The organism is Streptomyces sp. NRRL S-920 (assembly GCF_000717945.1).
Classification (GTDB): Bacteria; Actinomycetota; Actinomycetes; order Streptomycetales; family Streptomycetaceae; genus Streptomyces; species Streptomyces alboniger.
Window position 1 is genome coordinate 45,490 of the sequence record NZ_JODF01000036.1, and the last position, 24,127, is coordinate 69,616.

Annotated in this window: 21 protein-coding genes and 2 pseudogenes; 14 read left to right on the forward strand and 9 right to left on the reverse strand. The window is 69.5% G+C overall.

Annotated elements, in window-relative coordinates:
* Positions 1–37: 37 nt before the first annotated feature.
* Positions 38–664 carry a hypothetical protein gene (locus IG54_RS42130; RefSeq protein WP_030788284.1) on the forward strand — a complete coding sequence of 209 codons (627 nt, stop codon included), beginning with the start codon at positions 38–40 and terminating at the stop codon, positions 662–664.
* Positions 665–1,552: 888 nt separating this feature from the next.
* Here IG54_RS42130 and IG54_RS43820 read toward each other — a convergent pair.
* A pseudogene (locus IG54_RS43820) lies at positions 1,553–1,928 on the reverse strand (transposase); the annotation flags it as partial.
* Between the two features lie 303 nt (positions 1,929–2,231).
* On the opposite strand from IG54_RS43820, the gene IG54_RS42135 reads away from it, so the two are divergent.
* The 3 genes from IG54_RS42135 to IG54_RS0124280 all read left to right on the forward strand — a co-directional run bounded on the left by IG54_RS42135 (position 2,232) and on the right by IG54_RS0124280 (position 6,094).
* Positions 2,232–2,642, forward strand: a complete 411-nt coding sequence (locus IG54_RS42135) for a hypothetical protein (RefSeq protein WP_158708914.1) — start codon at positions 2,232–2,234, stop codon at positions 2,640–2,642.
* 693 nt (positions 2,643–3,335) lie between these two features.
* Complete coding sequence (locus IG54_RS43475) at positions 3,336–3,467, forward strand: hypothetical protein (protein WP_267883662.1); 132 nt, start codon at positions 3,336–3,338, stop codon at positions 3,465–3,467.
* A 221-nt stretch (positions 3,468–3,688) separates the two neighbouring features.
* Positions 3,689–6,094, forward strand: coding sequence for a penicillin acylase family protein (locus IG54_RS0124280; RefSeq protein ID WP_030788287.1), 2,406 nt, complete (start codon positions 3,689–3,691; stop codon positions 6,092–6,094).
* 96 nt (positions 6,095–6,190) lie between these two features.
* Here the strand turns inward: IG54_RS0124280 and IG54_RS0124285 are convergent, their stop codons facing one another.
* The 3 genes from IG54_RS0124285 to IG54_RS0124295 all read right to left on the reverse strand — a co-directional run bounded on the left by IG54_RS0124285 (position 6,191) and on the right by IG54_RS0124295 (position 8,395).
* A complete protein-coding gene (locus IG54_RS0124285) occupies positions 6,191–6,601 on the reverse strand; it encodes a DUF6069 family protein (RefSeq protein ID WP_063756258.1) in 411 nt (136 codons plus the stop codon).
* Positions 6,598–7,209: a TetR/AcrR family transcriptional regulator gene (locus tag IG54_RS0124290; protein WP_030788292.1), complete on the reverse strand. Its 612-nt coding sequence runs from the start codon at positions 7,207–7,209 to the stop codon at positions 6,598–6,600. Before IG54_RS0124290 ends, IG54_RS0124285 begins: the two co-directional genes overlap by 4 nt.
* A 76-nt stretch (positions 7,210–7,285) precedes the next feature.
* Positions 7,286–8,395, reverse strand: a complete 1,110-nt coding sequence (locus tag IG54_RS0124295; RefSeq protein ID WP_234336324.1) for a GlxA family transcriptional regulator — start codon at positions 8,393–8,395, stop codon at positions 7,286–7,288.
* A gap of 143 nt (positions 8,396–8,538) precedes the next feature.
* Here IG54_RS0124295 and IG54_RS0124300 point away from each other — a divergent pair, with 143 nt between their 5' ends.
* The 3 genes from IG54_RS0124300 (at position 8,539) to IG54_RS0124310 (ending at position 11,134) form a co-directional block, all read left to right on the forward strand.
* Positions 8,539–9,420 (forward strand): S1 family peptidase, encoded by an 882-nt coding sequence (locus tag IG54_RS0124300; RefSeq protein ID WP_030788298.1) that lies wholly within the window; start codon positions 8,539–8,541, stop codon positions 9,418–9,420.
* A gap of 36 nt (positions 9,421–9,456) precedes the next feature.
* On the forward strand, positions 9,457–10,449 hold the full coding sequence (locus IG54_RS0124305) for a GlxA family transcriptional regulator (RefSeq protein ID WP_030788301.1): 993 nt from the start codon (positions 9,457–9,459) through the stop codon (positions 10,447–10,449).
* Between the two features lie 106 nt (positions 10,450–10,555).
* On the forward strand, positions 10,556–11,134 hold the full coding sequence (locus IG54_RS0124310; RefSeq protein WP_030788305.1) for a dienelactone hydrolase family protein: 579 nt from the start codon (positions 10,556–10,558) through the stop codon (positions 11,132–11,134).
* Positions 11,135–11,363: 229 nt separating this feature from the next.
* On the opposite strand, the gene IG54_RS0124315 is transcribed toward IG54_RS0124310, so the two are convergent.
* Together IG54_RS0124315 and IG54_RS0124320 are read right to left on the reverse strand one after the other, a co-directional pair.
* Entirely contained in the window at positions 11,364–12,032 is a 669-nt protein-coding gene (locus tag IG54_RS0124315) for a hypothetical protein (RefSeq protein ID WP_324615427.1), read from the reverse strand.
* Positions 12,033–12,065: 33 nt separating this feature from the next.
* Positions 12,066–12,455 (reverse strand): winged helix-turn-helix transcriptional regulator, encoded by a 390-nt coding sequence (locus tag IG54_RS0124320; protein WP_030788311.1) that lies wholly within the window; start codon positions 12,453–12,455, stop codon positions 12,066–12,068.
* A 59-nt stretch (positions 12,456–12,514) separates the two neighbouring features.
* On the opposite strand from IG54_RS0124320, the gene IG54_RS0124325 reads away from it, so the two are divergent.
* The 6 genes from IG54_RS0124325 (at position 12,515) to IG54_RS0124350 (ending at position 18,213) form a co-directional block, all read left to right on the forward strand.
* A complete protein-coding gene (locus tag IG54_RS0124325) occupies positions 12,515–13,123 on the forward strand; it encodes an NAD(P)-dependent oxidoreductase (protein ID WP_030788314.1) in 609 nt (202 codons plus the stop codon).
* On the forward strand, positions 13,120–13,551 hold the full coding sequence (locus tag IG54_RS0124330) for a nitroreductase/quinone reductase family protein (protein ID WP_030788317.1): 432 nt from the start codon (positions 13,120–13,122) through the stop codon (positions 13,549–13,551). The genes IG54_RS0124325 and IG54_RS0124330 overlap by 4 nt, the downstream gene beginning before the upstream one ends.
* A 140-nt stretch (positions 13,552–13,691) precedes the next feature.
* Positions 13,692–14,360, forward strand: coding sequence for an HNH endonuclease family protein (locus IG54_RS0124335; RefSeq protein ID WP_030788319.1), 669 nt, complete (start codon positions 13,692–13,694; stop codon positions 14,358–14,360).
* Positions 14,361–14,475: 115 nt separating this feature from the next.
* On the forward strand, positions 14,476–15,360 hold the full coding sequence (locus IG54_RS0124340) for a LysR family transcriptional regulator (protein ID WP_030788322.1): 885 nt from the start codon (positions 14,476–14,478) through the stop codon (positions 15,358–15,360).
* A gap of 73 nt (positions 15,361–15,433) precedes the next feature.
* On the forward strand, positions 15,434–16,492 hold the full coding sequence (locus IG54_RS0124345) for a tartrate dehydrogenase (protein ID WP_030788325.1): 1,059 nt from the start codon (positions 15,434–15,436) through the stop codon (positions 16,490–16,492).
* Between the two features lie 140 nt (positions 16,493–16,632).
* The gene (locus tag IG54_RS0124350; protein WP_420712277.1) at positions 16,633–18,213 is read left to right on the forward strand and encodes a cellulase family glycosylhydrolase; all 1,581 of its coding nucleotides are present in this window, start codon (positions 16,633–16,635) and stop codon (positions 18,211–18,213) included.
* A 2,081-nt stretch (positions 18,214–20,294) separates the two neighbouring features.
* On the opposite strand, the gene IG54_RS0124355 is transcribed toward IG54_RS0124350, so the two are convergent.
* The 3 genes from IG54_RS0124355 to IG54_RS0124365 form a co-directional block, all read right to left on the reverse strand.
* A complete protein-coding gene (locus tag IG54_RS0124355; RefSeq protein WP_030788331.1) occupies positions 20,295–21,026 on the reverse strand; it encodes a hypothetical protein in 732 nt (243 codons plus the stop codon).
* A 695-nt stretch (positions 21,027–21,721) separates the two neighbouring features.
* The gene (locus IG54_RS39350) at positions 21,722–22,762 is read right to left on the reverse strand and encodes a helix-turn-helix domain-containing protein (protein ID WP_078594436.1); all 1,041 of its coding nucleotides are present in this window, start codon (positions 22,760–22,762) and stop codon (positions 21,722–21,724) included.
* Between the two features lie 11 nt (positions 22,763–22,773).
* On the reverse strand, positions 22,774–23,043 hold the full coding sequence (locus IG54_RS0124365) for a hypothetical protein (RefSeq protein ID WP_051819878.1): 270 nt from the start codon (positions 23,041–23,043) through the stop codon (positions 22,774–22,776).
* A 989-nt stretch (positions 23,044–24,032) separates the two neighbouring features.
* On the opposite strand from IG54_RS0124365, the pseudogene IG54_RS0124370 reads away from it, so the two are divergent.
* Positions 24,033–24,127, forward strand: a pseudogene (locus IG54_RS0124370) (PadR family transcriptional regulator); the annotation flags it as partial.

Here is a 24,127-nt window from a genome sequence, read left to right on the forward strand (position 1 = left end):
GAACTTCTCCAGCTGGGCACCATGGAAGGCGTACCTCATGCGCACCACGCGCACCACCCTCGTTCCGCGAACGGTCCTGATCGCCGCGATCGCCGCGGCCGGCCTGGCCTTCACTCCCACCCTGGCTTCTGCGACGGCCCGGGCCGAGACGGGCAGCACCCGTACGGCCACCAGCCTCGGCATTCTCGGACTGCCCGGAGCGAACGGCGTCAACGGCGTGGGGAGCAACGGCGGGGTCGGCGGCCTCGGCGGTACCGGTGGCGCGGCCGGAGCCAACGGCAACGGCGGCACGGGCGGCGCCGGCGGCAACGGCGACGGCAGTGCGAGCACCGGAGGCGCCGGCGGCGCGGGCGGTGCGGGCGGCGCCAACGGCAACGGCGGCGCAGGCGGTTTCGGCGGGGCGGCCAAGCTCGGTGGCACCGGCGGCAAGGGCGGCGTAGGCGGCGTGGGCGATGCCGGTACAGGCATCGCCGGCGGCAAGGGCGGTAACGGCGGTGCCTCCATCGTCGGTGGCGGCCACAAGGGCGGAGCCGGTGGCGTCGGCGGCGCCGCGAGCCCGGTGTGCCCCGGTAAGCCCGGCGGCAACGGAACCGCGGCCACGTTCACTGCCGATGGCACCACCGGTGCTACCGGCGCGGCCGGCAAGTCCACCCTCCCCTGCTGATCGGTCCGTCAGGTGAGGTGATAGGCCTGCGGCCCGGTGACTTCCGGGCCGAGGCGTGACGAACGGGTGCAGGCAAGCGCTCGGCCGGGAGACTCCGGCCGGGCGCTCTGTCGTGTGCGGGAGGAGCGGCATGGTCGTGCGGTGGTGAGTGGGCGACCGCCGCCGGTTGTCGGCGACCGGCGGCGGCCGCGCGACGCGAGGGTGGTGGCTCCCCTCCACTGCTCCCCGCGCCGGTTGCCCTCCCTGCTGCCTTCGCCGGAGCACGCGGGAGCCGCTCCAGGCACGGGCGGGGAGGACGGAATGCCGGGACCCTCTGGGTTCGCTGCGAAGGATCAGAGAGCTCCGGCGGACTTGAGCCGTGCTGTCCCGTACGCAGCCCAGGGTTTGGGAGCCGCGAGGCACGGCCACCGTGCGGCGTCCTCAGCGCGGGCACCGGCCTCTAGGACAGACCATAGGCGTCGCGAGGCGGTACTGCTACAGGGCGTACGCGTCGGACCGGTGCAAGGCCAGCGCACTGACGCACGCTTGAGCACGGGGCGTCCGGCTCACTCTGGTCGCGGCCCTGCAACAGAACCCCCGCTCGGTGGCGACGGCACGGCGCCGTCGGCCAAGCTCCTGTCCGGCGCTCTTAGCTTGTCCTACCGTTTCGGCGCGGGCCTACGCCGGTCCCACCTGGCCATAGGCGGCCTTCTCCAGTACGGCTGCGATCGCGGCGCGGTCCACGAGGGCGGTGGCTGACGCATCTGCGTGGCGGGCGGCTTTGACGAGGTCAACGAGTTCGCCGCGCCAGTGGACGAGGTCTTCAGGAGCGTGGCTTCCGTTCGTATCCACGCCGTCCATCTTGCTGGACGATGTGGATTCACCCGCGAGCGGTCTCTGTCGGGTGAAAGCGGCGAAGGCGAGGAAGTGCTCGGGCTTGCGTTCGTAGCGCCGGTGCGAGCAGCGGAATCCGCCCAGCCAGCTCACAGTCCGTTGACCGCCCACCGGTGCCGTCCCAGGCGGGCTGAGGACTGGATGCCTCTGCGGGCAATTCGCGGCACGATACGGCGAGCTGGGAGCCACGCCGGTACACCGTCAACCACGACGGACCGAACGCCTCGGGAACCTGCCGCCAGGTACCCCCGGCAGTGGCCACGAACAAGATGGCGGCCAACACCTCCCGGTCCCCGTAGCGACGTCACCCGTCGCCTTGCGGACGTCTCGGCGCCACCGGCACCACCCGCTGGAATAACTCCCACAGCCCGTCCGGGACAAGACGCTCCAAGACCGCAACGACCTAGTGGTACCGACCACATCAAATGCAACGACGTCTGGCGCACCCGCTCTCGGACCGCCTCGGCATGCCCCCTCCAAGTGTCAGAGCGAATTCCAACTGCTAAATGTCGATGAACTCCGCTTTCCACAGGCCGTGCTGCACGCCCCGCTCCAATCCGTCTCTCAGGGGGCTCTCCCAATGCAGCCGGGCTTTTCGGGCACCGGCATCGTGACCTGAATTGATCTAGACGCGAAATCGTGAGGGCGTAGATTCTTGATGTACGCACGACTCCCTTGGCTGTAAGGAGATTTCATGCGTTTAAAGCAAGTTGGTGCCACTCTGGTGGGTGCCGCCGCGGTCACCATGCTCGCCGCAGGCCCCGCCCTCGCTGCTACCACCACCTTCGAAGTCTCCTCCGGCCTGGGCACACACTCGGCCCGGGGTAGCTTCACCTGGCTCAATCGCTCCGTTCAGGTCCAAGGAGAGGTGAAGAACATCGGCGGCGCGGGAACGCAAGTAGGCTTCGAAGCATGGGCGGGCAGCATGCTGGTCGATTCCCAGAACCGCCCCACTCAGGGGAAGTTCGCAGTCAATGAGACCGTGCCTTACAACTTCACCCTTGATGGTTCGGCATATCCGGGGGGTATTACAAAGGTCGGAGTCTGGCTCTACAACGCTCATACTGCCTCGTGGTCAGGTCCTACAGAGTATTTCCGGCCGTAATTGCACATCGCCACGGCGGATCCCATTGGCCCTCAGACGTCACAGACGCTGGGGGCCAATGGTCATGGAACGTCAAGCGCGCGGCGGGCGGGGCAGACGTCCTAGTCATGAGGGCCATCCCCGCCGACGCGGGGACCCGACGCCATGCCATGTCGTCGTGCGCATCGGGAACATTTCCCCATGCACGGGGCGCACGCGCCGTGTCCGGCGACCCATCACTAGGGCATGCAGACCCCAGGGCTGGCGCTTCACCCCCGACAGCCACGAAGCCTTCAGTCGGTATCTGGCGTTCCGGACCGCGCGGCCCTGGCCTTGCCCATCACGCTCAGGCTCAGCGTCTGTCGACCACCTTGGCCAGGTGCGTTCCCGGGTCGTCCAGACGGCGCGTAGTGCTGGGTCGGGGGCGATGTGTGGTGGGCAGGGGGCGAAGTCGGGCTCGCCTTCGGTGGGGCGGGTCCAGATGCAGGAGCTGACGGCGATGCGTCCGCGGTCGTCGCTGACGGGTTTTCGATGGCTTGTGAGGAGCGGGGTGCCCGCCCGACTTGGTCTGGCAGATCGGGGCAGGCAGTGACCACGGCGAGCTGCGCGCTGCCCGGCCGCCGACAGCGCGGAGAGCGGAGAACAGACCTCTGCGGGTGATGTCCATCAGGGCCACCGCCCGTGAGGTGGCCGTCCGGCGGCGGAGTCAAGCAGATGGCCCGAGCGCAACCGGAGGGCTGGCCCGCCGTTTCGCGGCTCGGCCCCCAGGTGTCCGCGGCCGTCGTGGTCGGCCTGCTGGACAGCGCTCTCGTGAAGCACCACTCGCGCGCGTCCACAACTATGTGATGAGCCGTCACCTGGCTTGTGCAGCAAGCTGGTCCGCAGTTCCGGTCGGTGTTCATGAGTGACTGACAGTCGCCAAGCGCCCGTGCTGCCAGTGTGGGGTTGTGTGGGGTGGGGCGGAGCAAACGATCACTCCTAAAGTGAGGAGACTTCCGGGCAGTTGGCCCATGCCGGCCTCCGGAGGTGTTCTCTATCCGCTCCAAGTCCCCGAGGTGAAGGTCGAGATGAGACCGCCCATAAAGATACTGCTGGCTGCGGCCGCCCTCACGGTGCCCCTGGTGGTGCCGCTGTCGGCGACCGCGGAGAGCCCGGACCCGGCCGACTCCGGGGCGATCGCGGAGACCTCCTACGCGGTGCCGGGCCTTGCGGAGCCGGTCTCCATGACCGTCGACAAGTGGGGGGTGCCCCACATATCCGCGTCCACCACCGGCGACCTCTTCCAGGCACAGGGGTTCAACGCCGCGCGGGACCGGCTCTTCCAGATGGACACCTGGCGTCGGAGCGGGCTCGGTGAGCTGAGCGAGGTGCTCGGCAAGAACTATGTGGAGCAGGACCGGGCCGCGCGACTGTTCCTCTACCGCGGAGACATGGACAAGGAGTGGGCGAGCTACGGCCCGGAGGCCAAGGAGATCGCGACCCGCTTCGCGTCCGGCGTCAACGCCTACGTCGACTGGCTGGAGAAGAACCCGGACGCCGTGCCGGAGGAGTTCCGCAAGCTCGGCTACAAGCCCGCGCGCTGGAAGCCGGAGGACCTGGTGCGGATCCGCACCCACGGCCTCGTCAGCAACCTCACCAACGAGGTCACCCGGGCCAAGCTCATGTGTCTCGGCGGGCCGGACGCGAGCAAGTACCTGGCGAGGCTCGAGCCGAAGCACAAGCCCAAGGTGCCCGACGGCCTCGACCTGTGCTCGCTCCCGGACGACGTCCTGGCCACCTACCAGCTGGCCACGACCCCGGTGACCTTCAACAACGGCAAGATGGTGAAGAAGCCCGAGGAGGCCCCGGCGCTGCGCGAGGGGATGGGCGGCAGCAACGCCTGGGCGGTGTCGCCGCGCCGCACCTCCACCGGCAGGCCCATCCTCGCGGGCGACCCGCACCGGGCGAACACCTCGGCACCCTCGAACCGCTACATCACCCACCTCTCCGCCCCCGGCCTGAACATCATCGGCGCGGGTGAGCCGTGGAACCCCGGGGTCAGCATGGGGCACAACGGCAAGATCTCGTTCGGCCTGACCAACCTGGCCGCCGACCAGTCGGACCTCTACGTGTACGACCTCAAGCCGGGGGACCCCACCAAGTACCGCTACGGCGGCCGCTGGGTACCGATGAATACCGCCGAGGAAGACATCCCGGTGGCCGGGGAGAGCGCGCGGAAGTCGTCGCTCTCCTTCACCAGGCACGGCCCGGTCGTCAAGGTGGACGAGGCCAAGAACAAGGCGTACGCGGTGCGCACGGTCTGGACGCAGCCGGGCACCTCGGCCTATCTCGGCAGCCTCAGGTTCCAGAAGGCCGGGGACCTCGACACCTTCTCCAAGGCCGTGCGGCACTGGAAGGCCCCGGGATCCAACCTCGTGTACGCGGACAAGAAGGGCGACATCGGGTGGGTGCCCGGCGCGCTCTCGCCCAAGCGCGTGGGCAAGGGCTACGACGGGCTGCTTCCGGTGCCCGGCGACGGACGCTATGAGTGGGCCGGCTTCAGGAACAGCGCCGACTTCCCCGTCACGCGCAACCCGAAGTCGGGTCTCGTGACCTCCGCCAATGAGTACAACTTCCCCGGAGACGAGGAAGCGCTCGGATACGAGTGGTCGGAGCGTTACCGCAAGGACCGGATCGACGAGGTGCTGTCGAAGCAGTCGGGTACTTCCGTCAAGGACACCATGGACCTCCAGAACGACGTGAAGTCGCTCGCGGTCTCCGAGATCCTGCCGTATCTGAAGGACCTCGAGTCCTCCGACCCGACGACGAAGAAGGCTCTGGACCTGCTGCGCGGCTACGACGGCGTCGCGAGCAAGGACTCCGCGGGAGCGGTCCTCTTCGAGACCTGGATCACCAATGTGCTCTACCCGGCGTGGGCGCAGACGCTGCTGCCGAAGGAGGCCGCGCAGTACCTGACCCAGGGCAAGCTCATGCAGGACTTCCGCGTCGTGACCGACTCCTTCGCCGAGCCCGAGGAGTGGTTCGGCAAGGAGGGCGCCCAGGCCCGGGACAAGCTGATCCTCGACACCCTGCCGAAGGCGTACGACGAGGTGAGCGGGTACCTCGGTGCCGATCCGGCCAAGTGGCGCTGGGGTTCGGCGCAGATCCATGTGTTCATGCGCCCGCTCGGCGGCCCGTACGTCGGTGGCGCCCAGGCGGACGGCACCTACCACACGGTCCGCATGTCGATGTACCTCCCGAACCGCTTCCCGAGGATCCAGATCGCGGGGCCGACCTTCAAGATGGCCCTCGACGTCGGCTCCTGGGACGACTCGCGCGTCATCAACGCGCCGGGCCAGTCCGGGGACGAGCGCAGCCCGCACTACGCCGACCTCGCGGCGAAGTGGAACGTGGGTGAGTACTTCCCGCTGCTCTACAGCAAGGAGGCGATCGCGGAGAACGCCGAAACAAGGATCACGCTCAACCCGGCGTGAGCGACCGGCACCACGGGCGTCGGCGGCCGCGACAGCGCGGCCGCCGACGCCCGCGGGACCACGATAGTCGGCTCCCCGTGTAGTTGATGCCGGCGGTCACCCCTGAGCAGCTGTGGCTCTCGCCTCGGAGGGTCTGCCGCCCAGCCCCGGGATCAGCACGGCCGCCACTGCGAGGTGCATGAGGGCGAGGGTGATCCGCGTAGCGCCGTCCATGCCGTCGCCGATGAACGGCAGGAAGGAAACGGCCAGTACGGCACCGGCCGTCCCCCGCCAGATGGTGCGGGCGTGTCGCGCCCCGAACCGTTCCAGGGCGGCCAGCAGTCCCCAGCCGCAGACCGCGGCGAGCAGCGCGAGGACCGCCACGGGCACGGCGCCGATGTCGAGCCTCTGCTCGCCGTCGGTGATCCGCAGCCGGTGTCCCAGCAGGGGATCCGCGATCAGCCACACCAGGACGGGGGCCAGGACGGCCAGGGCCGTAACCCCCAGGCGCCCTCTCCACGCGCTCACTTGGCGTCGCCCGAGAGCGCCCCGTGCAGGAAGACCTCCACCAGCTCCCGCGGGGTCAGGTCGGGCTCGTCCTCCGTGCGGGGCTGGGTGAAGAGCAGCCCGAAGAAGAGAGCCGCGATCTGCTCCGGCGGTCGGCGCAGGTGGGCCTCGTCGGGCTCCAGCAGCTCCGCGAGGGCGGCGCGGATGCGGGTCGTCGACTCGTCACGGCCCGCCCCACGCACCGTGCCCGGGTGCTTGCCGCCGTGATGCCCCAGCGAGCCGATGATCGTACCCATTCTGGCCATGTGCGCTTGCAGCGCCTCGGCCGCCTCCGCGAGCCGGTCGGGCAGCGGCTGGGATACGTCGATCGCGTCGAGTTCGCGGACCGCGTGCTCGGGGGAGAGCGCCTCGGCGATGCAGGCCTGGAGCAGTTCGTCCTTGTCGGCGAAGACCCGGAAGATCGTGCCCTCGCCGATGCCGGCGGCGCGGGCGATCTTCGCGGTCGTCACCGCCGCGCCGTATTCGGCGATCAGGGGGATCGCGGTCTGGATGATCATTGCGCGCCGCTCCTGCGGTGACATGCCGGGGGCGCGGCGGCGGCCGGTCTGGTTCTCCTTGGGTTCTGTCATACCGCGAGAGTACGGAGTGAGTGCTCACTCCGTCAATGAGTGAGCACTCACTCCGCCCTTTTTCCTGCCGGTGTGATTACGGCTGATCGGGACGGTCGGGCCAGGTGATGCCGGAGACCAGCGCACGGAACGCCGTGCGATAGATGGTGGGGCTGGTGCCGGTGGAGCGCTGGAAGTGGTGGCGCAGGTTGGCGGGGGTGCCGAGACCGCTGCGGGCCGCGATGCGTTCCACCGGGTCGTCGGTGCGCTCCAGGAGCCGCTGGGCGTGCTGGATCCGCATGCGGAGCAGGTACTGGAGCGGGGTGAGTCCCGTCTCGGCGCGGAAACGGCGGGTCAAGCTGCGGACGCCGAGCTGTGCCCGGCCCGCGATGTCGTCGAGGGTGAGCGCGTGGTGGAGGTTGGCCTCCATCCACCGCGTCACCGGTTCGAGACTGCTGCCGGGCGGGGTAATGGCGTTGTACGCGACCTCGGCAGCGCCACCCTGACCGGCTCGCGGCGCGGGTTTTTCGGAGCCACTCTGGATGGCTCGCCCAGCGGGCCTGGCGAGGGCACCTTGGCCGGACCCCGAACCTGCCCCGGCCGCCGCCACCTCGGCGTCTTCCACCTCCGCGTGCAGGTGCAGGAAGAGCTGCCGTTCCGTCTCGATGGCGACCGGCTCTCCGTGGTCCAGGGTGATCAGGTGCAGACACAGGTCGATGCCTCCGAGTACCCCGGCCGCGCTGTGGAAGGGACCGTCGGAGACCGCGGCCCCCTCGGGGTCCACGTCGATACGCGGGTGCAGTCGCGCCAGTTCGCGCGTGTGCCGCCGGCTGGTGGCTGCCCGGCGCCCGTCGAGGAGACCGGTGGCCGCGAGCGTGAACGTACCGGTGCCGACGGCGCCGATGCGGGCTCCGCGCGCCGCCGCGGCCCGCAGGGCGTCCACGACGCCGGGCGGCGGCGCGGCCCGGAAGCCCGCGTGCCCCGGCAGCAGCACCGTATCGGCGTCGTCGAGCCCCTCCATGCCCCACGGCGCCTCGATGCCGAAGGCCGCGGGGCCGCCCGTGCTGGAAAACCCCGGCCCCGCGCACACCCGCACCTCGTACGCGACCGGGTGGTGGTGCCTGGCCGCCGTGGCGAAGGCCAGTCCAGGGGCGGTGAGCTGATGCCCCGGAACCCCGTCGAGGGCGAGGACGGCGATCACTGACATGTCCAGAATTTAGCCCAGGGTGACATCGCAGCCGCTGTTTCCGGGCGCCGCAGGCGAAGGATGATCGCAGAGCGGCGGGACGAAGGCGGACAGCAGCCTCGCCCACGCACACCTCCGTCACCCTTATTACGAAAGGCCTGTTCATGCACGCCACGGACACCGCTCCCACCCCCGGGACCTCTCCTTCCGGCCAGGCCGGCCCCTCCCGGCACGCCTCGCGCCGCCTGCTCGCCCGGAGCGCTGCGGCGCTCGGCGCGACCGCGCTCCTTGGCGTCACGGTGATGAGCGGCAGCGCGAGCGCCATCGTCAACGGCGAGGACGCCACGCAGCACTACTCGTTCATGGCGACGGTGCCGGTCAGGGAGTACGGCGCCCAGTGCGGGGCGACACTGATCGACCCCCGGTGGGTCCTGACGGCCGCGCACTGCGTCAACCCCGAACTGGCCACGCTGACCGGCACGATCCGTGTCGGGAGTGACCACCGTACGACTGGGGGATCCGTCCGCGGTATTGACAAGATCGTCACCGCGCCCGGTTATGTGCAGGACATGACGGGGACGACGTACAACAAGAACGACCTCGCGCTGATACGCCTGGACCGTCCCGTCTCCCAGAAGCCCGTCCGCATCGCCGACAAGGCGGGTCCTCTCGGCACGCCCACCCGCATCCTCGGCTACGGCACGGTCGTCGAGGCGCCCTCGCTGGAGGACGCGAAGTTCCCCGACCGCCTCCAGCAACTGGACACGCGCAGGGGCGCGGCCAGCGAGTGCGCCCCCGGCTGGGCGGGCCGGACGCGGCTGTGCACCGTCAGCGAGAAGCCGAAGGCCATGGCGTGCAACGGCGATTCCGGCGGCCCGCAGCTCCAGCGCGCGAAGAACGGCCGCTGGGAGCTGATCGGCGCCACGTCCGGTCCTGGCAGCCTCCGCGAAGGCTGCGGGACGGGGCCGGGGCTCTACTCCAACGTGCCCGCGTTCAAGAGCTGGATCCACAAGACGATCCATAAGACGAGCCACAAGGACGGCTGACGCCGACCGACTCGCGCGGATGGTTGGATTCCCGGTATGCCAGTGATCGCCGTCCTCGCCCTCGACGGGGCCCCGGGCCATCACCTCACCACGCCCGGCCTGGTCTTCGCGACCGCCTGCCGCGAGCACCCCGGCGTGTCCTACGAGGTCAGGCTCTGTGCGGCGCCCGGGTTCCGGGCGACCGGGGGCCCGGGTCCGGCGCTGGCCCTGCGTCCCCCGTACGGTCTCGAAGGCACGGAGGACGCCGACGTCGTACTGATTCCAGGGCACGACGGTCCCCGCGCCGCGCGGCCCCCGGAGGGCGTTCTGGCCGCGCTGCGTGCCGTGGTGGCCCGGCAGGGCCGCGTCGCCGCCGTGGGCACCGGCACGTTCACGCTCGCGGCCACCGGACTCCTGGACGGACGCCGGGCCACTACCGGCTGGCGGCACGTGGAGGAACTGGCCGCGCTCTACCCCCGTATCGATGTCGATCCCGCCGGTACGGTCCTTGAGGACGGGCCGTTCTGCACGGCGGCCGGCGTCTTCGGGGGGATGGACGTCTGTCTGCGGCTGCTGGCCCGCGACTACGGCCGCCAGGTCGCCGGACAAACCTCACGGGAACTGATCACGCCGCTGCACGCGGACGCGGACAGCGTCCAGGAGGCCATCGACCGGGAGGTCGCCGAGAGCACGGGACTCGAACCCACCCTGAGGTGGATCGACACCCACCTCCACCTCCCGCTCACGCTTCCCGAGATCGCCGCCCACGCGCGCACGAGCACCAGCGGAGCGACGCGCCGCTTCCGCGCCCACACCGGGCTCAGCCCGCTCCAGTACGTGCTGCGTGCGCGCCTGCACGAGGCGATGCGGCTGCTGCGGGAGACGGACACCCCCGTCGAGGCCGTCGCGCACGCGACGGGATTCACCTCACCCACCGCCCTGCGCCACCACTTGCGCGCCCTCACCGGCACGACCCCCCGCGCCTACCGCCGCGCCCACGCCCCGGGCGCCCCACCCCCGCCCTGGCCGTCCAAGCCGCCGGGCCCGTAGCGGGACGGGCGCCTGGGGTGCTGCGTGCGCACCTGCGCTTCGGTCAGTGCTGCGGTCCATACTCGTGTCGCGGCGCCACCCGGCCCCGCAGGACGAGGGGAGCAACATGGCTGAGGTGCTGGTCTTCCACCATGGACACGGGTTGACCGCCGGCGTTCGCGGTTTCGCCGAGCATTTGAGACGGGCCGGACACACCGTCCACGCTCCAGATCTGTACGAAGGGCATGTGTTCGGCAGCCTTGAGGAGGGTGCCGCCTACGCGGAGAGCGTCGGGTTCGACACGATCACCGCGCGCGGAGCAGTCGCCGCCGAGGGGCTGCCTGCGGCGCTCGTCTATGTGGGCTTCTCGCTCGGCGTCCTGCCCGCGCAGAAGCTGGCCCAGACTCGCCCCGGAGCAAAGGGTGCACTGTTGCTCGAGGCATGTGTCCCGGTCTCGGAGTTCGGCGCGGCCTGGCCCCAAGGCGTCCCAGTTCAGATCCACGGCATGGAAGCAGATCCGTTCTTCGCGGGGGAGGGCGATGCGGACGCGGCTCGCGCGATCGTCGAGACGACAACAGATGCGGAGTTGTTCCTCTACCCCGGCGACAGGCACCTGTTCACCGACAGCAGCCTTCCGACGTACGACGAACAGGCAGCGGTACAGGTCAACCGTCGGGTACTCGGCTTCCTAGACCGCATTGAGTAGGGAGTCAACGACCTGAGCCGACGCCGCGTATCGGGAAAGGACCGTTCGAGCGGGCCGGGCCTCAGCGAGCGGGAACTCGACGCGGTCGAGGCACGGTCCGGCTTCACCTTCTCGGCGGACCACAGGGTCTTCCCCGCCGCCGGGCTCCCACACGGGTCACGCTGGCCGGACTGGCGAAACGGCGACGCCGAGGTAGGGGGGCGGGGGGCGCACCGCAGACGGCAAACTGTCAGCCGTAGTGCGCCCTGAACCAGGCCACCTGCTCGGCACTCATCGATGATGAGACGGCATGCACATCACCGATACGTGCACCGCCGCGCCGACGTTCCCCCCTCTCAGGAGACCGGCACACCATGACGGACACCTGGGAGGCAGGTTGCCAGTGCAGGGTGTGGTCCGGAGCGTTGGGATCCGGGACGGCCTCCATGTGCACGCCGCGCTTGGCCAGCAGCCGCTCCAGTTTGCCGAATTGAAGGTGACGGTCGAAGCGGCCGTACCGCGCACGCATCGCCCTGTTGACCGTGCTGCCGCCCCAAGAAAGCCGATGCACTTGCAGGGTGAAGTGGTGGCCCACCCATGGATGGTCCCGTGATTGCCGGCCCCAGAAGAACTCGACCATTCCGTAGTCGCGCCACATGCTCTGGTCGTCGAAAGAGTTCTCGGCAAAGCTGGAGCCCAGGATCGCGGTGACCTGGTCAGGACTGTCCGCCGGCTTGGCACCAAGGACCGTTCCGGACGCGATCACGTCCATGTAGAACGCGAGGGAATGCGGTGTCAACTGGTCTTTCCTTGAGGAACTGAGAAGGCCGACAGAGGCCGTCTCAGCATAGGTGACCACTGCGCCATGAAGATCCATCGGACCGACCTCGCACATGCAGGCGCCGGCCTCGACGAACAACGTTCCTGGGATGCCGTGCGACCTGGCTGAGAATCAGCCGCCGCTACGCAGCCCGGCCTCCTGCGCGTCGAGCAGCTCGTCCCAGTGATTCCGTGTCCACTCACAGGCCGCGTCCAACGGGCCCAGCAGGCCCCGCCCCAGCGGGGTGAGTGCGTACTCGACGCGGCGTTCGGTGCCCTCGTACTCCTCCCGCACGACGAAGCCGTCCCGCTCCAGCCTGCGCAGAGACAGGGTCAGGGACTTGGCCGTGATACCGCGCAGCGGGACCTTCAGCTCGGAGAAGCGGCGCGGACCGTCCTGTAGGCAGCGCAGGATCAGCGTCGCCCACTTGTCGCCCACGCGGAACGGCACCAGCGTCGACGGGCAGACCGGGTCGAACATCTCAGGATCCAAAGAGGCCCGTTCGGCCTGCGGCGTCGTCATGATCTACAAGGTAAGGCGGTATCCGATCGGATACCAGCCCCCGGCCTACGCTCCCCCTCATGGAATCCAAGCGCAGCAGAATCATCGTTTTCGGGGCGGGGGGCCGAGTCGGCCGGGCCGCCGTGGCGGAGGCCCGGCGGCGGGGCCATGAGGTCACCGCAGTAGGGCGGGCCGACGGATCAGTGACGGACCCGGCAGCCGTGGCAGGGCTCGCGGCCGGGCACGACGCGGCGATCGTCGCTGTCTACGACCCCGGGGCGCGACCCGGCGAGTTCTTCCCGGCCGTTGCCCGCGCCCTCACACAGGGGCTCCCGGCGGCGGGAGTGAAGCGGCTGGTGTCGGTCGGGCTGGCGTCCGTACTGCCCACCAAGACAGGTGACTTGCTGATGGACACCCCCGAATACCCGCAGGAATGGCGGGAGTTCTACCTCGGCCACGCCGCGGGCACCCAGGCGCTGCGGGAGACCGTGCCGCAAGCGCTGGACTGGGTGGTGCTGAGCCCGGCGGGAGACTTCGACCACGAGGGCGAGCCCACGGGCGGGTACGTCTTCGCCCCGGCCGCCGCCGACAGCCTGATCACGCCCCACGACTTCGCCCGGGCCCTGGTGGACGAGGCGGTAGAGGCGCCGACCCTGCACCGGCTCCACGCCGGGGTGGCCGTCGCATGACCGGCATAGTCCACGACAACCCGACCCCGTGGGTCGCCGATCACATCCGCCGCTTCGAGGAGACCGGCGGACGCCCCCGCCCCGGAGTGAACGATCTCCTCCTGACCACCCGGGGCCGCAAGTCCGGCCTGCTGCGCCGTACGGCGCTGGCGTACATCCGGGACGAGGACACCTACGTCCTGACGGCGTCCAACGCGGGCGCGGACCACCACCCGGCCTGGTACCTGAACCTGCTGGCCACTCCTGAGGTCACCCTCCAGGTCGGCGCGGACACCTTCCCCGCGACCGCCCGGCCGGCCACGGCGGCCGAGTCGGCCCGCCTGTGGCCGGCGGTGGTGGCCTCCATGCCCTCGTACGCGGCCTACCGCACTACCACTACCCGGGAGATTCCCCTGGTAGTGGTCGCGCCGACGAGTCGGACGAACTGACGCTCGACCGACGCTCCGTGGGCTGCCGGGGGAGGTGAGACCAGTCTCGTAAGGTCTGCCGATATGACCTTTGTGCTCGCCCGGGTGACACTCCACCCGAACCATCCCCGGCGGCCGGCGGGCCCCGGTATCACCAGGTTGTGATCACACCCAGCATGCGCGCGGCCCTGGCCGCAGCCCTCCTCGCCCTGCCCCTCACCTCGGCATCCCCTTCGGCCGCCGATGCCGACCCGGTCGCGCTTCCGATGACGCTGAAGCAGGCGGTCGCCGCGCTGCCGACGGCCGCGGAGTCGCGGGAGGGGTACGAGCGTTCCCGTTTCCCGTACTGGACCGACGACGACCGGGACGGGTGTGACACCCGTGAGGAGGTCCTCGTCACGGAGTCCCGCACCGCCCCGACCATCGGAGAGGGCTGCAAGGTCACCGCGGGGAGGTGGTTCTCCTACTACGACGGCCGGACGATCACCCAACCCCGCGGCCTGGCCATCGACTTCACGGTGCCGCTCGCCGAGGCCTGGGACTCCGGAGCCAGCGCCTGGAACGCGGTGCGGCGCACGGCCTACGCCAACGACCTCGGCGACGAACGGTCGCTGGTGGCCGTCACCGCGCGCAGCAACCGTGCGAAGTCCGACCAGGACCCGGCCGAGTGGCAGCCGCCGCTGGCGGACGCCCGCTGCACCTACACCAACCATTGGGTGGCGACCAAGCTCCGGTGGGGCCTGTCCGTGGACAAGGCCGAGCGACAGGCTCTGCGGGAGCTGGCCGCAGGGTGCGGACAGGAGACGGTGGAGTACGAGCCCGTCGGCTGAGCGTGACCACTACTCCCGGCTGCAACCGTGAGCCCGCCGGTCTGAGCGGCATGCTGGTCCGGCAGGCCCGGCCCCGCAGTGGAGGGCACTTCTTTGGCCAGTGAAGATCGCAGTCATGGATATCCGGCAGTTGGAGTACTTCTTGGCCGTCGTCGACCGCGGAGGTTTCAATCGCGCGGCTTCGGCGCTGTATGTGTCGCAGCCCTCGTTGTCGCAGGCCGTCCGTGCGCTGGAGCGTGATCTGGGTACGGAGTTGTTCCATCGGATCGGGCGCCGTGCGGTGCTGACGGAGGCGGGCCGGGCGTTGATCGAGCCGGCCCGTGCGGCGGTGCGGAGCCTGGAAGGTGCCCGGGCGAGTGTGGCGTGCGTGCGCGAGCTGCGGGCGGGACGCCTTGATGTGGCGTCGATGCCGTCCCAAGCGGTCCAGCCTCTGACTTCGTTGATCCGTTCCTTCGCCCAGCGCCATCCGGGCGTCACGGTGTCGGTCAAGGCCGCCTTCACGGCTAGGGACGTCATCGGCGCGGTGCGCACAGGGGCTGCGGAGCTAGGTCTGCTGGCGTCGGCCGGGAGTGTTCCGGACACGGAGGTCTGCGCGCATGTGCTGGGGGAGCAGCGGTTCGTGCTGGTGGTACCGCCGGGCGGGCCCTTCGCCGGCCGGGAAGCGGTGGCGTGCGAGGAGCTGGCGGGTCAGCGGCTGATCGTGGGACAGCCCGGGACGGGGATGCGGGCGTACGTCGACTCCCTGCGTGACCAGGGCATCGACTTCGGCGTGGCGGCGGAGACGGAGCACCGGGTCGCGTTGCTGCCTCTGGTGCTGGCCGGGGTCGGGCTCGCGGTCGTCACGGATTCCTGGCGGGACATCGCCCGGCGGGCGGGAGCCGACGTGCTGGACATCGAACCCGCGACCACGCTGAGTGTCGCGCTGATCAGCCGCCGGGGTGTCCTGTCCCCGGCGGCCGCCGCGTTCCGGGAGATGGCCGTCCCGACCGGCACCGACTGATAGGTGGCCGTTATAAGGGAGATCCGGTTTCGGTCTTGGACGTCTGGCTGGGGGCGTTGCTGGAATCGTAGGCATGACGAACCACCGCATCGCCCTCATACCCGGTGACGGCATCGGCGCCGAAGTGCTGCCGCCCGCGCAGCAGGTACTCGACGTCCTCGGCCGTCGGCACGGCTTCACCCTTTCCTATACGTCCTACGACGACTGGTCGTGCGAGCGGTATCTGCGCGAGGGCGCCATGATGCCCGCCGACGGCCTCGCCCAGCTCCGCGACAAGGACGCCATCCTGCTGGGCGCGGTGGGCTGTCCCGGGGTGCCCGATCACGTCTCGCTGTGGGGACTGCTGATCCCGATCCGCCGCGGCTTCCGCCAGTACGTCAACCTGCGGCCCATCCGAGTCTTCGAGGGCATCGACAGCCCGGTGCGCGGGGCGCGGGCCGGTGAGGTCGACTTCGTCGTCGTCCGGGAGAACGTGGAAGGCGAGTACAGCGAGGTCGGCGGGCGGCTCAACCGGGGGTTCCCGGACGAGATGGCCGTACAGGAGGCCGTGTTCACCCGGGTCGGCGTGACCCGCCTGCTGGACTACGCCTTCAAGTTGGCGGAACAGCGCAAGGGGCGGCTGACCTCGGCCACCAAGTCGAACGGGATCGTGCACACCATGCCGTTCTGGGACGAACTCGTCGCCGAGCGGGCCGCCTCGTTCCCGCGGGTCGGCTGGGGCCAGGAGCATATCGACGCGCTCGCGGCCAAGTTCGTCCTCGCACCGGCCCGCTTCGATGTCGTGGTCGCCTCCAACCTCTTCGGTGACATCCTCAGCGATCTCGCCGCCGCGGTGGCCGGGTCCATCGGTCTCGCCCCGGCGGCCAACCTCAACCCCGAGCGGGAGTTCCCCTCGATGTTCGAGCCGGTTCACGGCTCTGCCCCCGACATCGCGGGCCAGGGCATCGCGAACCCGCTGGGCGCGATCTGGTCGGCCGCCATGATGCTCGACCACCTCGGCCACCCGCGAGCGGCCAAGGACATCACCGATGCGATGGCCGCGGTCCTGGCCAAGACCGACGTACGCACCCGGGATCTCGGCGGCACCGCCTCCACGGCCGACGTCACCGACAAGCTCCTCGAACTCCTCTGAACGTATCGGTGCTGCCCCATGGGAACCTCACCGCACGGGGTGAGCGCGGTGGCACCTTGAAGCGAGGCTGCGTGAGATTCCCGGCCGCCCGCTTCGTCGGCTCGCTGGTCTGTGCAAGCGGTTCCTGATACGTACGGTGCATGCCGATCGGACACACGTACGTACCGCGCGTCCCCGAGCACCGGAGAAGGTCCATCATGGGCAAGCGCTTGAGGCGGCAGCACGTCGGCCCGATGGCCCTGACCACCCTGATCGTCCTGATTGCGACCGCCCTGCTCGGTGCGGGCCTGGCTCCCGCCGCTTCGGGGGGAGTGAAGAGTGGGCGCACCGGCACCGATTCCGGCGCCGTTACGGGGGCCACTTCCGGCAGCGGGTCCGCGACCGCCCCCACCGCCGCCGGTGGTATACCCCGCCTCACCGACGCCCGCGGACGCACCCTCACCCTGCGCGGCTGGAACGTCGAGGACAAGGTCCACCACGGCCCGGACGCCCTCAGCGCGATCACCGAGCGGCACTTCGCCGACTTGCGGGCCCACGGCTTCAACTTCGCCCGCCTGCTGGTCTTCTGGGACGATCTGGAGCCGCGGCGCGGGCGCTACAGCGAGTCGTACCTGCGCAAGATCCGGCGCATCCTCGACTGGGCGCACGAGCACGGTGTCCACGTCGTCATCGACGCCCACCAGGACGTGTTCGGGCCCGCGTTCGGCCACCGCGGGATCCCGGTGTGGGCGACACGGACCGACGGACTGCCGTTCACCCCGCACCCCGACGACTGGTTCGCCGAGTACTTCGAACCCGCCGTCCAACGCGCCTTCACCCATCTCTACGAGGACGCGGACCTGCGGCGCGCACAGGCACGCATGTGGCGCCTGCTGGCCGACCGCTTCGGCGGGCACCCCGCGGTGTTCGGCTACGACCTGATCAACGAGCCGATGGGGGAGCTGCGCGCGGGCGAGGACCTGGCGGCTGCCGCACGCCGCATCGAGGCGACGCAGCTCACCCCGATGTACCGCCGCCTCGCCGCCGCCATCCGCACCCGGGACCGCTCGAACCACCTGTTCATCGAGCCGACCCCGATCGTCGGCGAAGGCGTACCCACCGGCCTGGGCCGCGTCTCCGACGAACGCGTCGTCTACGCCCCGCACTTCTACAACACCGCCATGGAGGCGGGCGCCGACTACGATCCGGCCGCCGGCTGGATCACGGCGTACGAGAACGCCGTCACCGCGTACCCGCGTGAGCACTCGGTGCCTGTCGTGGTGGGGGAGTGGGGCCCGCTGAACAGCGGCCTGCCGAACATGCGCCGCTTCCACGACGACGCCCTCGCCTCTTTCACTCGCTACTCCTCGGGCTGGGCGGCCTACGTCTGGTGCTACGGCGGCGGCTACTGCGCCCTCGACCGCGACGGCCGCCTCCGTACGAACAAGGAGCGCACCGCCACGCCGTACGCCCCGGCGGTAGCGGGCACCGTACGCGCCGACACCTACGACCCGGGCCGCGCGACGTACCGCCTCGCCTACAGGTCGACTCGCCGTCCCGGCACCACCGAGCTGTCCCTGCCGCCGAGCACCACCGGCTGGCGGGTCGAGGTGTCGGGCCGCACGGCACACCCCAGCGCCCGAAGTGTGCCGCCCGGGCAGGCGCGACAGGTGCGCGTGTGGGCGTTCGCCGGAACGGAGGTGGAGGTGACGGTGCGGCCGGGCGCCGAGCGCCGGGGCTGAGCTTGTCCTACCTTCCAAGTGTGGGTGTTGAGCCGGTCGTTCGTGCCTTCGCCGACGGCATCAACGGCTCACCGCACCCACGGCACAACCGCGGGCCCGCATAGATGTCCACGGAGACCGCCAGCCGCAGCCGAGGTACTCGCGCCTTACCGGCACCGTACGCAGGGCAACGACACCCGCCCATCCTTCATACCGCCGCGGAATCAGTCCCCTGCGGACCCTGTCAGCTCGGGTGCATACAGCGTGGCCAGCGGTTCAGGACCGGCATACCGGCGGCACTGGCACCGGCGAACCGGCTTGTCATCGACACCTTCAGCAGCACGGTTTCCCTTAGTGTCCTTGACCGACGCGTAGCACAGCCCGTCCTTCGCGTCGTGGTAGGCCAGGTGATGCCCGCATCCACAGACCGGGTCCGGTCCGGCCAGGGCCCTCTCCCTCGCCTTCCGCCGCTCCGCCACCGCCTTCTTCATACGGTCATACGCGCCCCCGGTCACATACCCGCTCGCCAGAATCACGAAAGCGATCTCAAACCCGGTCACTGACCCCCCAAACCCTGCTGCGGATTACCGAATCATCGCAGGCTCACTCGCGAATCGACGGCATGCTTGGGAGGAACAACGCTGCCCTGCACGGGAGTTGACGCAAATTGTCATGGCGGGACCCGACACAGCTTCTCAACTCCGAGCCCCCATACCCGGTGCGGTGCGGTGTCTTCATCCGGTGGGCCGTGCGGTAGCGATACGCCCCGACCAGTGTCAAGGCCCCAGCGACCCGCTGGGCCGGTCCCGCTGGTCAGCACGACCAGGACGCGCGCCGGGCTGTTGCCCGTCGGCTTCTGCACGACGACAACCGCCCCATCCGCCTGCCGGCGCCGCTGGGCGTCCTCGTGTCGGACCTCGTGGCTTCGCGGTCGCGCTCTGTGCTCCGGCATGAGAGCGCATGGCTCTTCCCGGGACGCACTGCTGGCCAACCGATCCGCGGAAGACACGTCGCTGGGTGGGGCTCATTCCGGCGGTGGGTTCGTCAAGGAGCAGGATGCGGGGGTCGTGGACGACGGCGTAGGCCACGCCGACACCCCGCCAGCTGGCCGCCGTACAGCTGTTTGGTTTTCGTGTCGGCGCATTCTTTCGTCTGCACCCGGTCCAGGGCGGTAGCGGCTGCGGCTGCGTCCCAAGCGGCTGATTGACACCGGCGGCGAGCTGCAACAGCGTTAACCTACGACGAACCTGTGCCCACCCCGTCCTCATGGGACGGGAGGCCCTGAGGTGTTTACTCGCCCGCCGCGAACTCTCCTTCCAGTGTACGAACTCCTGGAAGGAGTCCCGGACCCTGCCTTCGACGCCAAGCGGGCCGGATCGAGTACGCGATCACCGAGCGGCCGGACCGCATGTTCGCGTTCGACGAGTTCGGGCCTTTGGGAATCCACGGCATCACCTACTTCCACGGCTGCTATCCGTCGGTGACGAACAGATGGGGGCATCAACCGGCGCCGCAAATGCATCGATCACACCTGGGCCGCGCTGAGAACGATCCGCATGGACCGCCCGGACGGCGCCCCGACCTACCATCCAGACCAGGGCCCTGCATGCCTACCTGCGCTGGCGGCTGGGGCGGCAGGCCCCTACCCACCGGGACCTGACCATTCAAGCCGGTGTACCTCCTGGTCACAGCACAAGCCGCGGCCGCAACGTGACGGAGCCCGGGAGCATGTCCAGCTCCCGGGCTCCAGCTTGCCACCCATTTGCGCACACCGGCGGCGTTTAAGAACCGCGGGTCATGTTGAGATCGACGTGCTCTGCCTTTGAACTACAGCGCCACGAGAGAGGCGCCGGAGGGACTTGAACCCCCATCCGTCGATGTTCGCCCACGCTCGGTCGATCCGGTGTTCGGCGGCGAATACTGAGACTGGAGCGAGAATCTGAGTTTCATGGGGCCGCCTCTGCCAGGCTTGGGCCACCCCCGCACGTGGTGCGGGGAGAGGGATTCGAACCCCCAACTGACACCCCTTCATCAGCTTCAACATCAGTTTCAGCTTGCGCTCATCGCGCACCCTCCGCTCGCGACGGAGGGCGTATGTGGGGCTACCGGAAGAGGTAGCCGAATATCGCGTCGCCGACCCGCTGGTCGGTGACCTCGGTGTTGTTCGCCTCCTCGCGGGCGAACTTGACGGACTGCTGGAGCTTCTCGACGCGGTCGAGAAGCTCGTTGACCCGTCGGGCGGGCAGCGCGCCGGAGAACTTCACCGTAGTCCAGTAACCGACCGGGACGTCCTCGTAGTACACCTCGACCTGCGCCGGGTGCTTCTCCGTGGCCTCGGCCTTCACGTGGTTGCGCGGAACCTTCTTCGTGCGGATGGTCCGCACCGGGTCCGTCTTCCACGAGTCCGTCGAGGGGTCCAGGTTCCACGACTCGGAGGCGTCGAGCACCGGCAGCTTGCGCACGAAGGTGTGCAGGTCGGTGAGTTGCTTCTCCAGGAACAACAGGTACGGGACGGGTACCTGGGGCAACAGCACCGTACCGTCGACCACCACGTCCGCGGCCGCGGACCGGTTCGCCCAGTCCTTCGTCGCGGTCACGTCGAAGAGCCGCGTCAGCGTCCCGGCGGTCACCCGCAGAGCGTCCTCGGCCTTGATCTGCACCCGCGTGGACTCGGGCGGCAGCTGCTCGCCCTCTTCGTCCTTGGGCTGGTAGGTCCGGGAGATGCCGGCCAGCAGGGCGGGCTTCTGCACGTCCTGGTGAGCCTGGGTGAGCTCCTGGAGAGCCTTGGACTTGACGCCCTTTTCGACTGCGATGATCTGATTCAGCTTCGGCACACGGTGAACCTACCAACTCCGCGCCGCACGCACATCTGATTAAACGCCTGACTGAGAGGTCGGGGCGGTGGGTGCGAGCCCGGACCGGGGCGCGAAGGTCATCAACCGTAAGGTGGCCGCCCTGCCGGCGGCCCGCGCGGTGCACCGCGAGGCGGAGGGTCACGGCTCCTGCCGGGTACGTACCTCGGTGGTGCGACAACGCGTCGAGGCACAGTGTCGGCCGTCGCAACGGGGTGGATCCTAGCTAGCTATATGGCGGGCCCGAGCCCCAAGGGCCCTGCGCAGCCCGATTTTAGGTCGAATTGCTCAAGGCCCTGGTCGGCGTCCGCGTCCGGAGCCACCGTCCGTGCTGGACACGCGCCCGCTGCCACAGCGGCGCGTACCGCACCACCACCCCTGTGCGGCGAGCCGTGCACACGCGTCAACCGAACGCCACCGGTCCGATGGCCGCGCCGCCCATCTGCCATGCTGCTGGAGCCCCCGTCTGTGCGGACGGCAGCTTGTCATCGGACACGAAGGATCCCAAGGCGCCCCGGAGCGCTGTCTGTTGCGCCGCGGAGGCGGACCATGGCGAGCCTCGGTCTGCTGTTGGCGTCGCGTGGTGACGGCTCGGCGCACCGCGTCACGCCGCCCCCGGCCGTCGGTCAGGACGCCGAGGCCCGGGGAGGTGTGATGGTCTGCGATCGGCACTGTGGTCAGGATGCTGCCGCAAGAGCAGGCGGGGGCTCTGCTGGGCGGGGTTGCGCCCGCGCGGCGGGGCTGCCCCCGCCGTTGGACGGCCTGCGTGGTGAGATGCCTGTTGCTCCACCCGTCGGAGGTCGGCCCGGCGGGTTGGAAGTGCTCTTGACCTCGATCGTCATGTGCTTGCCGTTGTGGTGCACCAGGTAGTCGGGCTGCCAGGCACCCAGCTCCGCTGCGGTCTTGCCGTTCCGGGCCGCTTGCGATGCAAGGTAGCTGTGCACCCCGTTGGCCACGATGTGCTGCCTCGTGGCCGGATCGAGCAGCGACAGGAAATCCCACCACTGCTGGTCGTTTCCTGAGGTGTGCCCGGGCTGTGCCGTCGACGGAGCAGGCAGCAGCCGGGAGGTCGTGCGTTGTAGCCGCCGCAGCGTGGCCTGCCTGCGAAGCCGGCTCCACTCATCAGGCAGTTCGCCGGCTGCGACTGCGAAGGAGCGGCGTGTGATCTTCGTGAAGGCGCTCAGCCACGGTGTGTGCCGCTCGGGTGGGATACCGCAGCCGGTCAGGAAGGCCTGTAGCTGCTGCTCATCGGCCGGGATGGCGTCGCGGTTGACGATCCGGGCGAGGCTGCTGACCGGCAGCGCGAGCGCGTTGCCCGAGCGGTCCTTGATCGAGCGAAGACTCGGCGCTCCGGCCTGCTCCCACACCACTTCCAGCGCCCTGCTCATGTCGCCTTCGTCACCGATGAGTTCGGGTCGCGGCGCCCGCAGCTGCGCCAGCCGGCCACGTTCCTCGACGCGGGCCTGGCGCCACAGCTCGTCCGCGGCCCGCACCGCCTCCTGTCCACCGCCGCAGCCCTCGACGTAGGTCTCGACCGTGGTGCGCCTGGGCACCGCGCCACCACTGGCCGCCCGCTTCAGTGTGGCAGGCGACAGCCCTGTGAGGCGGGCCAGCGTCTCGTACGTCACCCCGGCCGACTTCCGCCAGTCGCGCAGGTGCACGGCCAGCCGGCCGCGAGCGGGATGACTGTGATCAACGGGCTTCTCTCTGCGCCCCATGCTGCCTGTACCTACTTCCCGGCCGTGGCACGCAGCACCGCGGCGGCCAGCCCGCCCAGACGACGACGGCTGCCTCCCGCGGCGACGACCGCCGCGGCGCCCAGAGCACCACACCCCCCGAGCAGGAGGAAGATGTCCTCGAGCGGCATCCCGGTCATGTGCAGGGCGACACCCAGGGCGGGGAACGAGACGGCGGTGAAAGCCTGCGGCGCACCGAACCGAGCCGGAGTATCCGTCTGGTCAGCCCTGCATCGAGGCGTACGGGGGCTGTTGCTCGACATACGAAAGTCCTCTCGCGAGCCCCGGCGCCAAGGCGGCGGATCAGGGCGCATGGTGAACTGCTACTGGCTGCAAATCCCTTTGCTACGAGGGCGATTGGCGTCGCCGCTCGTGCACGGGCATGCCGTCATCATTCCAGGCCCACGCCGTCTTCCGCAGGGAGATCGTCGACCAGAATGACCGTTATGTGCCCTATGCCCGTTGATTGGTTCTGGGATGTCCAAAGGAGCGGATCTCTCCACCTCGGCTCCCCGTGTCCCTTGAAGACCGGGCGGCCAGAGCTGCGGCCACGGTGCCGTGAGATCCGACCGCGTGCCGCACGTGAATGGTCCATCTGTGTCCATGCTCTGCTTGCCGCAGCCCCTGTCTATAAGTGATGGTGAATCACAGAACGCGACGAGGTCGGTGCTCCCGGCCCGCGAACGTCCTTGAACTGCTACTGGCTGCAACCGGCGCTGACAGGGACACCGGCAGATCCACGTTGGCGCGTGATCTGTCCGCACGAAGCCGGCATCCGCCTCTCGGTGGTGCCGGCGTCGTCGTCTCCAAGCCTGTCCCGCCGCCCCCGGTGTTTCCATGCGGCTCCACAGTGCGAGCATCGCACCAAGGCACGCGACCCGTCTGGGCCGCCGCCGCTGCTGTCCGTCCCCGTCACCGGCGCCCGCCGCCCACCCGGCTTATCAGAGGCGGGCGGCCTCACGCGGCAACTGGGGCGCGTGGGGCGCAAGTTGGGCCTGCGGGTAGCTGCGTGACCGAGCCCGACCGGGGTTCGACTTCGAGGCGTTCGTCCTCGAGAACCAGCCTCCTACGGCCGCACCGCAGTCAGGAATGCGGTGATCGACCAATGCGGCCTCCGCCGTGAATCCCCGGGCCTCGCCGTCCCGCCCCGGCTTCACGCCTACCGGAGATGCTGACTTCCCCCGGTACTCGGTGCTACCGTATAGTGGTACTCGTTAGCACGTAGTACCGGCAGGTTTGAGGAGCACCCGCGATGGATGACCTGACGGAGATGTTGAAGGGCACGCTCGAAGGATGCGTGCTCGAAATCATCGACCGCGAGGAAACCTACGGATATGCCATCACCCG

Coding starts and splice junctions, on each gene's coding strand:
- IG54_RS42130 (WP_030788284.1), top strand. CDS start 38: ATGCGCACCACGCGCACCACCCTCGTTCCGCGAACGGTCCTGATCGCC.
- IG54_RS42135 (WP_158708914.1), top strand. CDS start 2,232: ATGCGTTTAAAGCAAGTTGGTGCCACTCTGGTGGGTGCCGCCGCGGTC.
- IG54_RS43475 (WP_267883662.1), top strand. CDS start 3,336: ATGGCCCGAGCGCAACCGGAGGGCTGGCCCGCCGTTTCGCGGCTCGGC.
- IG54_RS0124280 (WP_030788287.1), top strand. CDS start 3,689: ATGAGACCGCCCATAAAGATACTGCTGGCTGCGGCCGCCCTCACGGTG.
- IG54_RS0124290 (WP_030788292.1), bottom strand. CDS start 7,209: ATGACAGAACCCAAGGAGAACCAGACCGGCCGCCGCCGCGCCCCCGGC.
- IG54_RS0124295 (WP_234336324.1), bottom strand. CDS start 8,395: ATGTCAGTGATCGCCGTCCTCGCCCTCGACGGGGTTCCGGGGCATCAG.
- IG54_RS0124300 (WP_030788298.1), top strand. CDS start 8,539: ATGCACGCCACGGACACCGCTCCCACCCCCGGGACCTCTCCTTCCGGC.
- IG54_RS0124305 (WP_030788301.1), top strand. CDS start 9,457: ATGCCAGTGATCGCCGTCCTCGCCCTCGACGGGGCCCCGGGCCATCAC.
- IG54_RS0124310 (WP_030788305.1), top strand. CDS start 10,556: ATGGCTGAGGTGCTGGTCTTCCACCATGGACACGGGTTGACCGCCGGC.
- IG54_RS0124320 (WP_030788311.1), bottom strand. CDS start 12,455: ATGACGACGCCGCAGGCCGAACGGGCCTCTTTGGATCCTGAGATGTTC.
- IG54_RS0124325 (WP_030788314.1), top strand. CDS start 12,515: ATGGAATCCAAGCGCAGCAGAATCATCGTTTTCGGGGCGGGGGGCCGA.
- IG54_RS0124330 (WP_030788317.1), top strand. CDS start 13,120: ATGACCGGCATAGTCCACGACAACCCGACCCCGTGGGTCGCCGATCAC.
- IG54_RS0124340 (WP_030788322.1), top strand. CDS start 14,476: ATGGATATCCGGCAGTTGGAGTACTTCTTGGCCGTCGTCGACCGCGGA.
- IG54_RS0124345 (WP_030788325.1), top strand. CDS start 15,434: ATGACGAACCACCGCATCGCCCTCATACCCGGTGACGGCATCGGCGCC.
- IG54_RS0124350 (WP_420712277.1), top strand. CDS start 16,633: ATGCCGATCGGACACACGTACGTACCGCGCGTCCCCGAGCACCGGAGA.
- IG54_RS39350 (WP_078594436.1), bottom strand. CDS start 22,762: ATGGGGCGCAGAGAGAAGCCCGTTGATCACAGTCATCCCGCTCGCGGC.
- IG54_RS0124365 (WP_051819878.1), bottom strand. CDS start 23,043: ATGTCGAGCAACAGCCCCCGTACGCCTCGATGCAGGGCTGACCAGACG.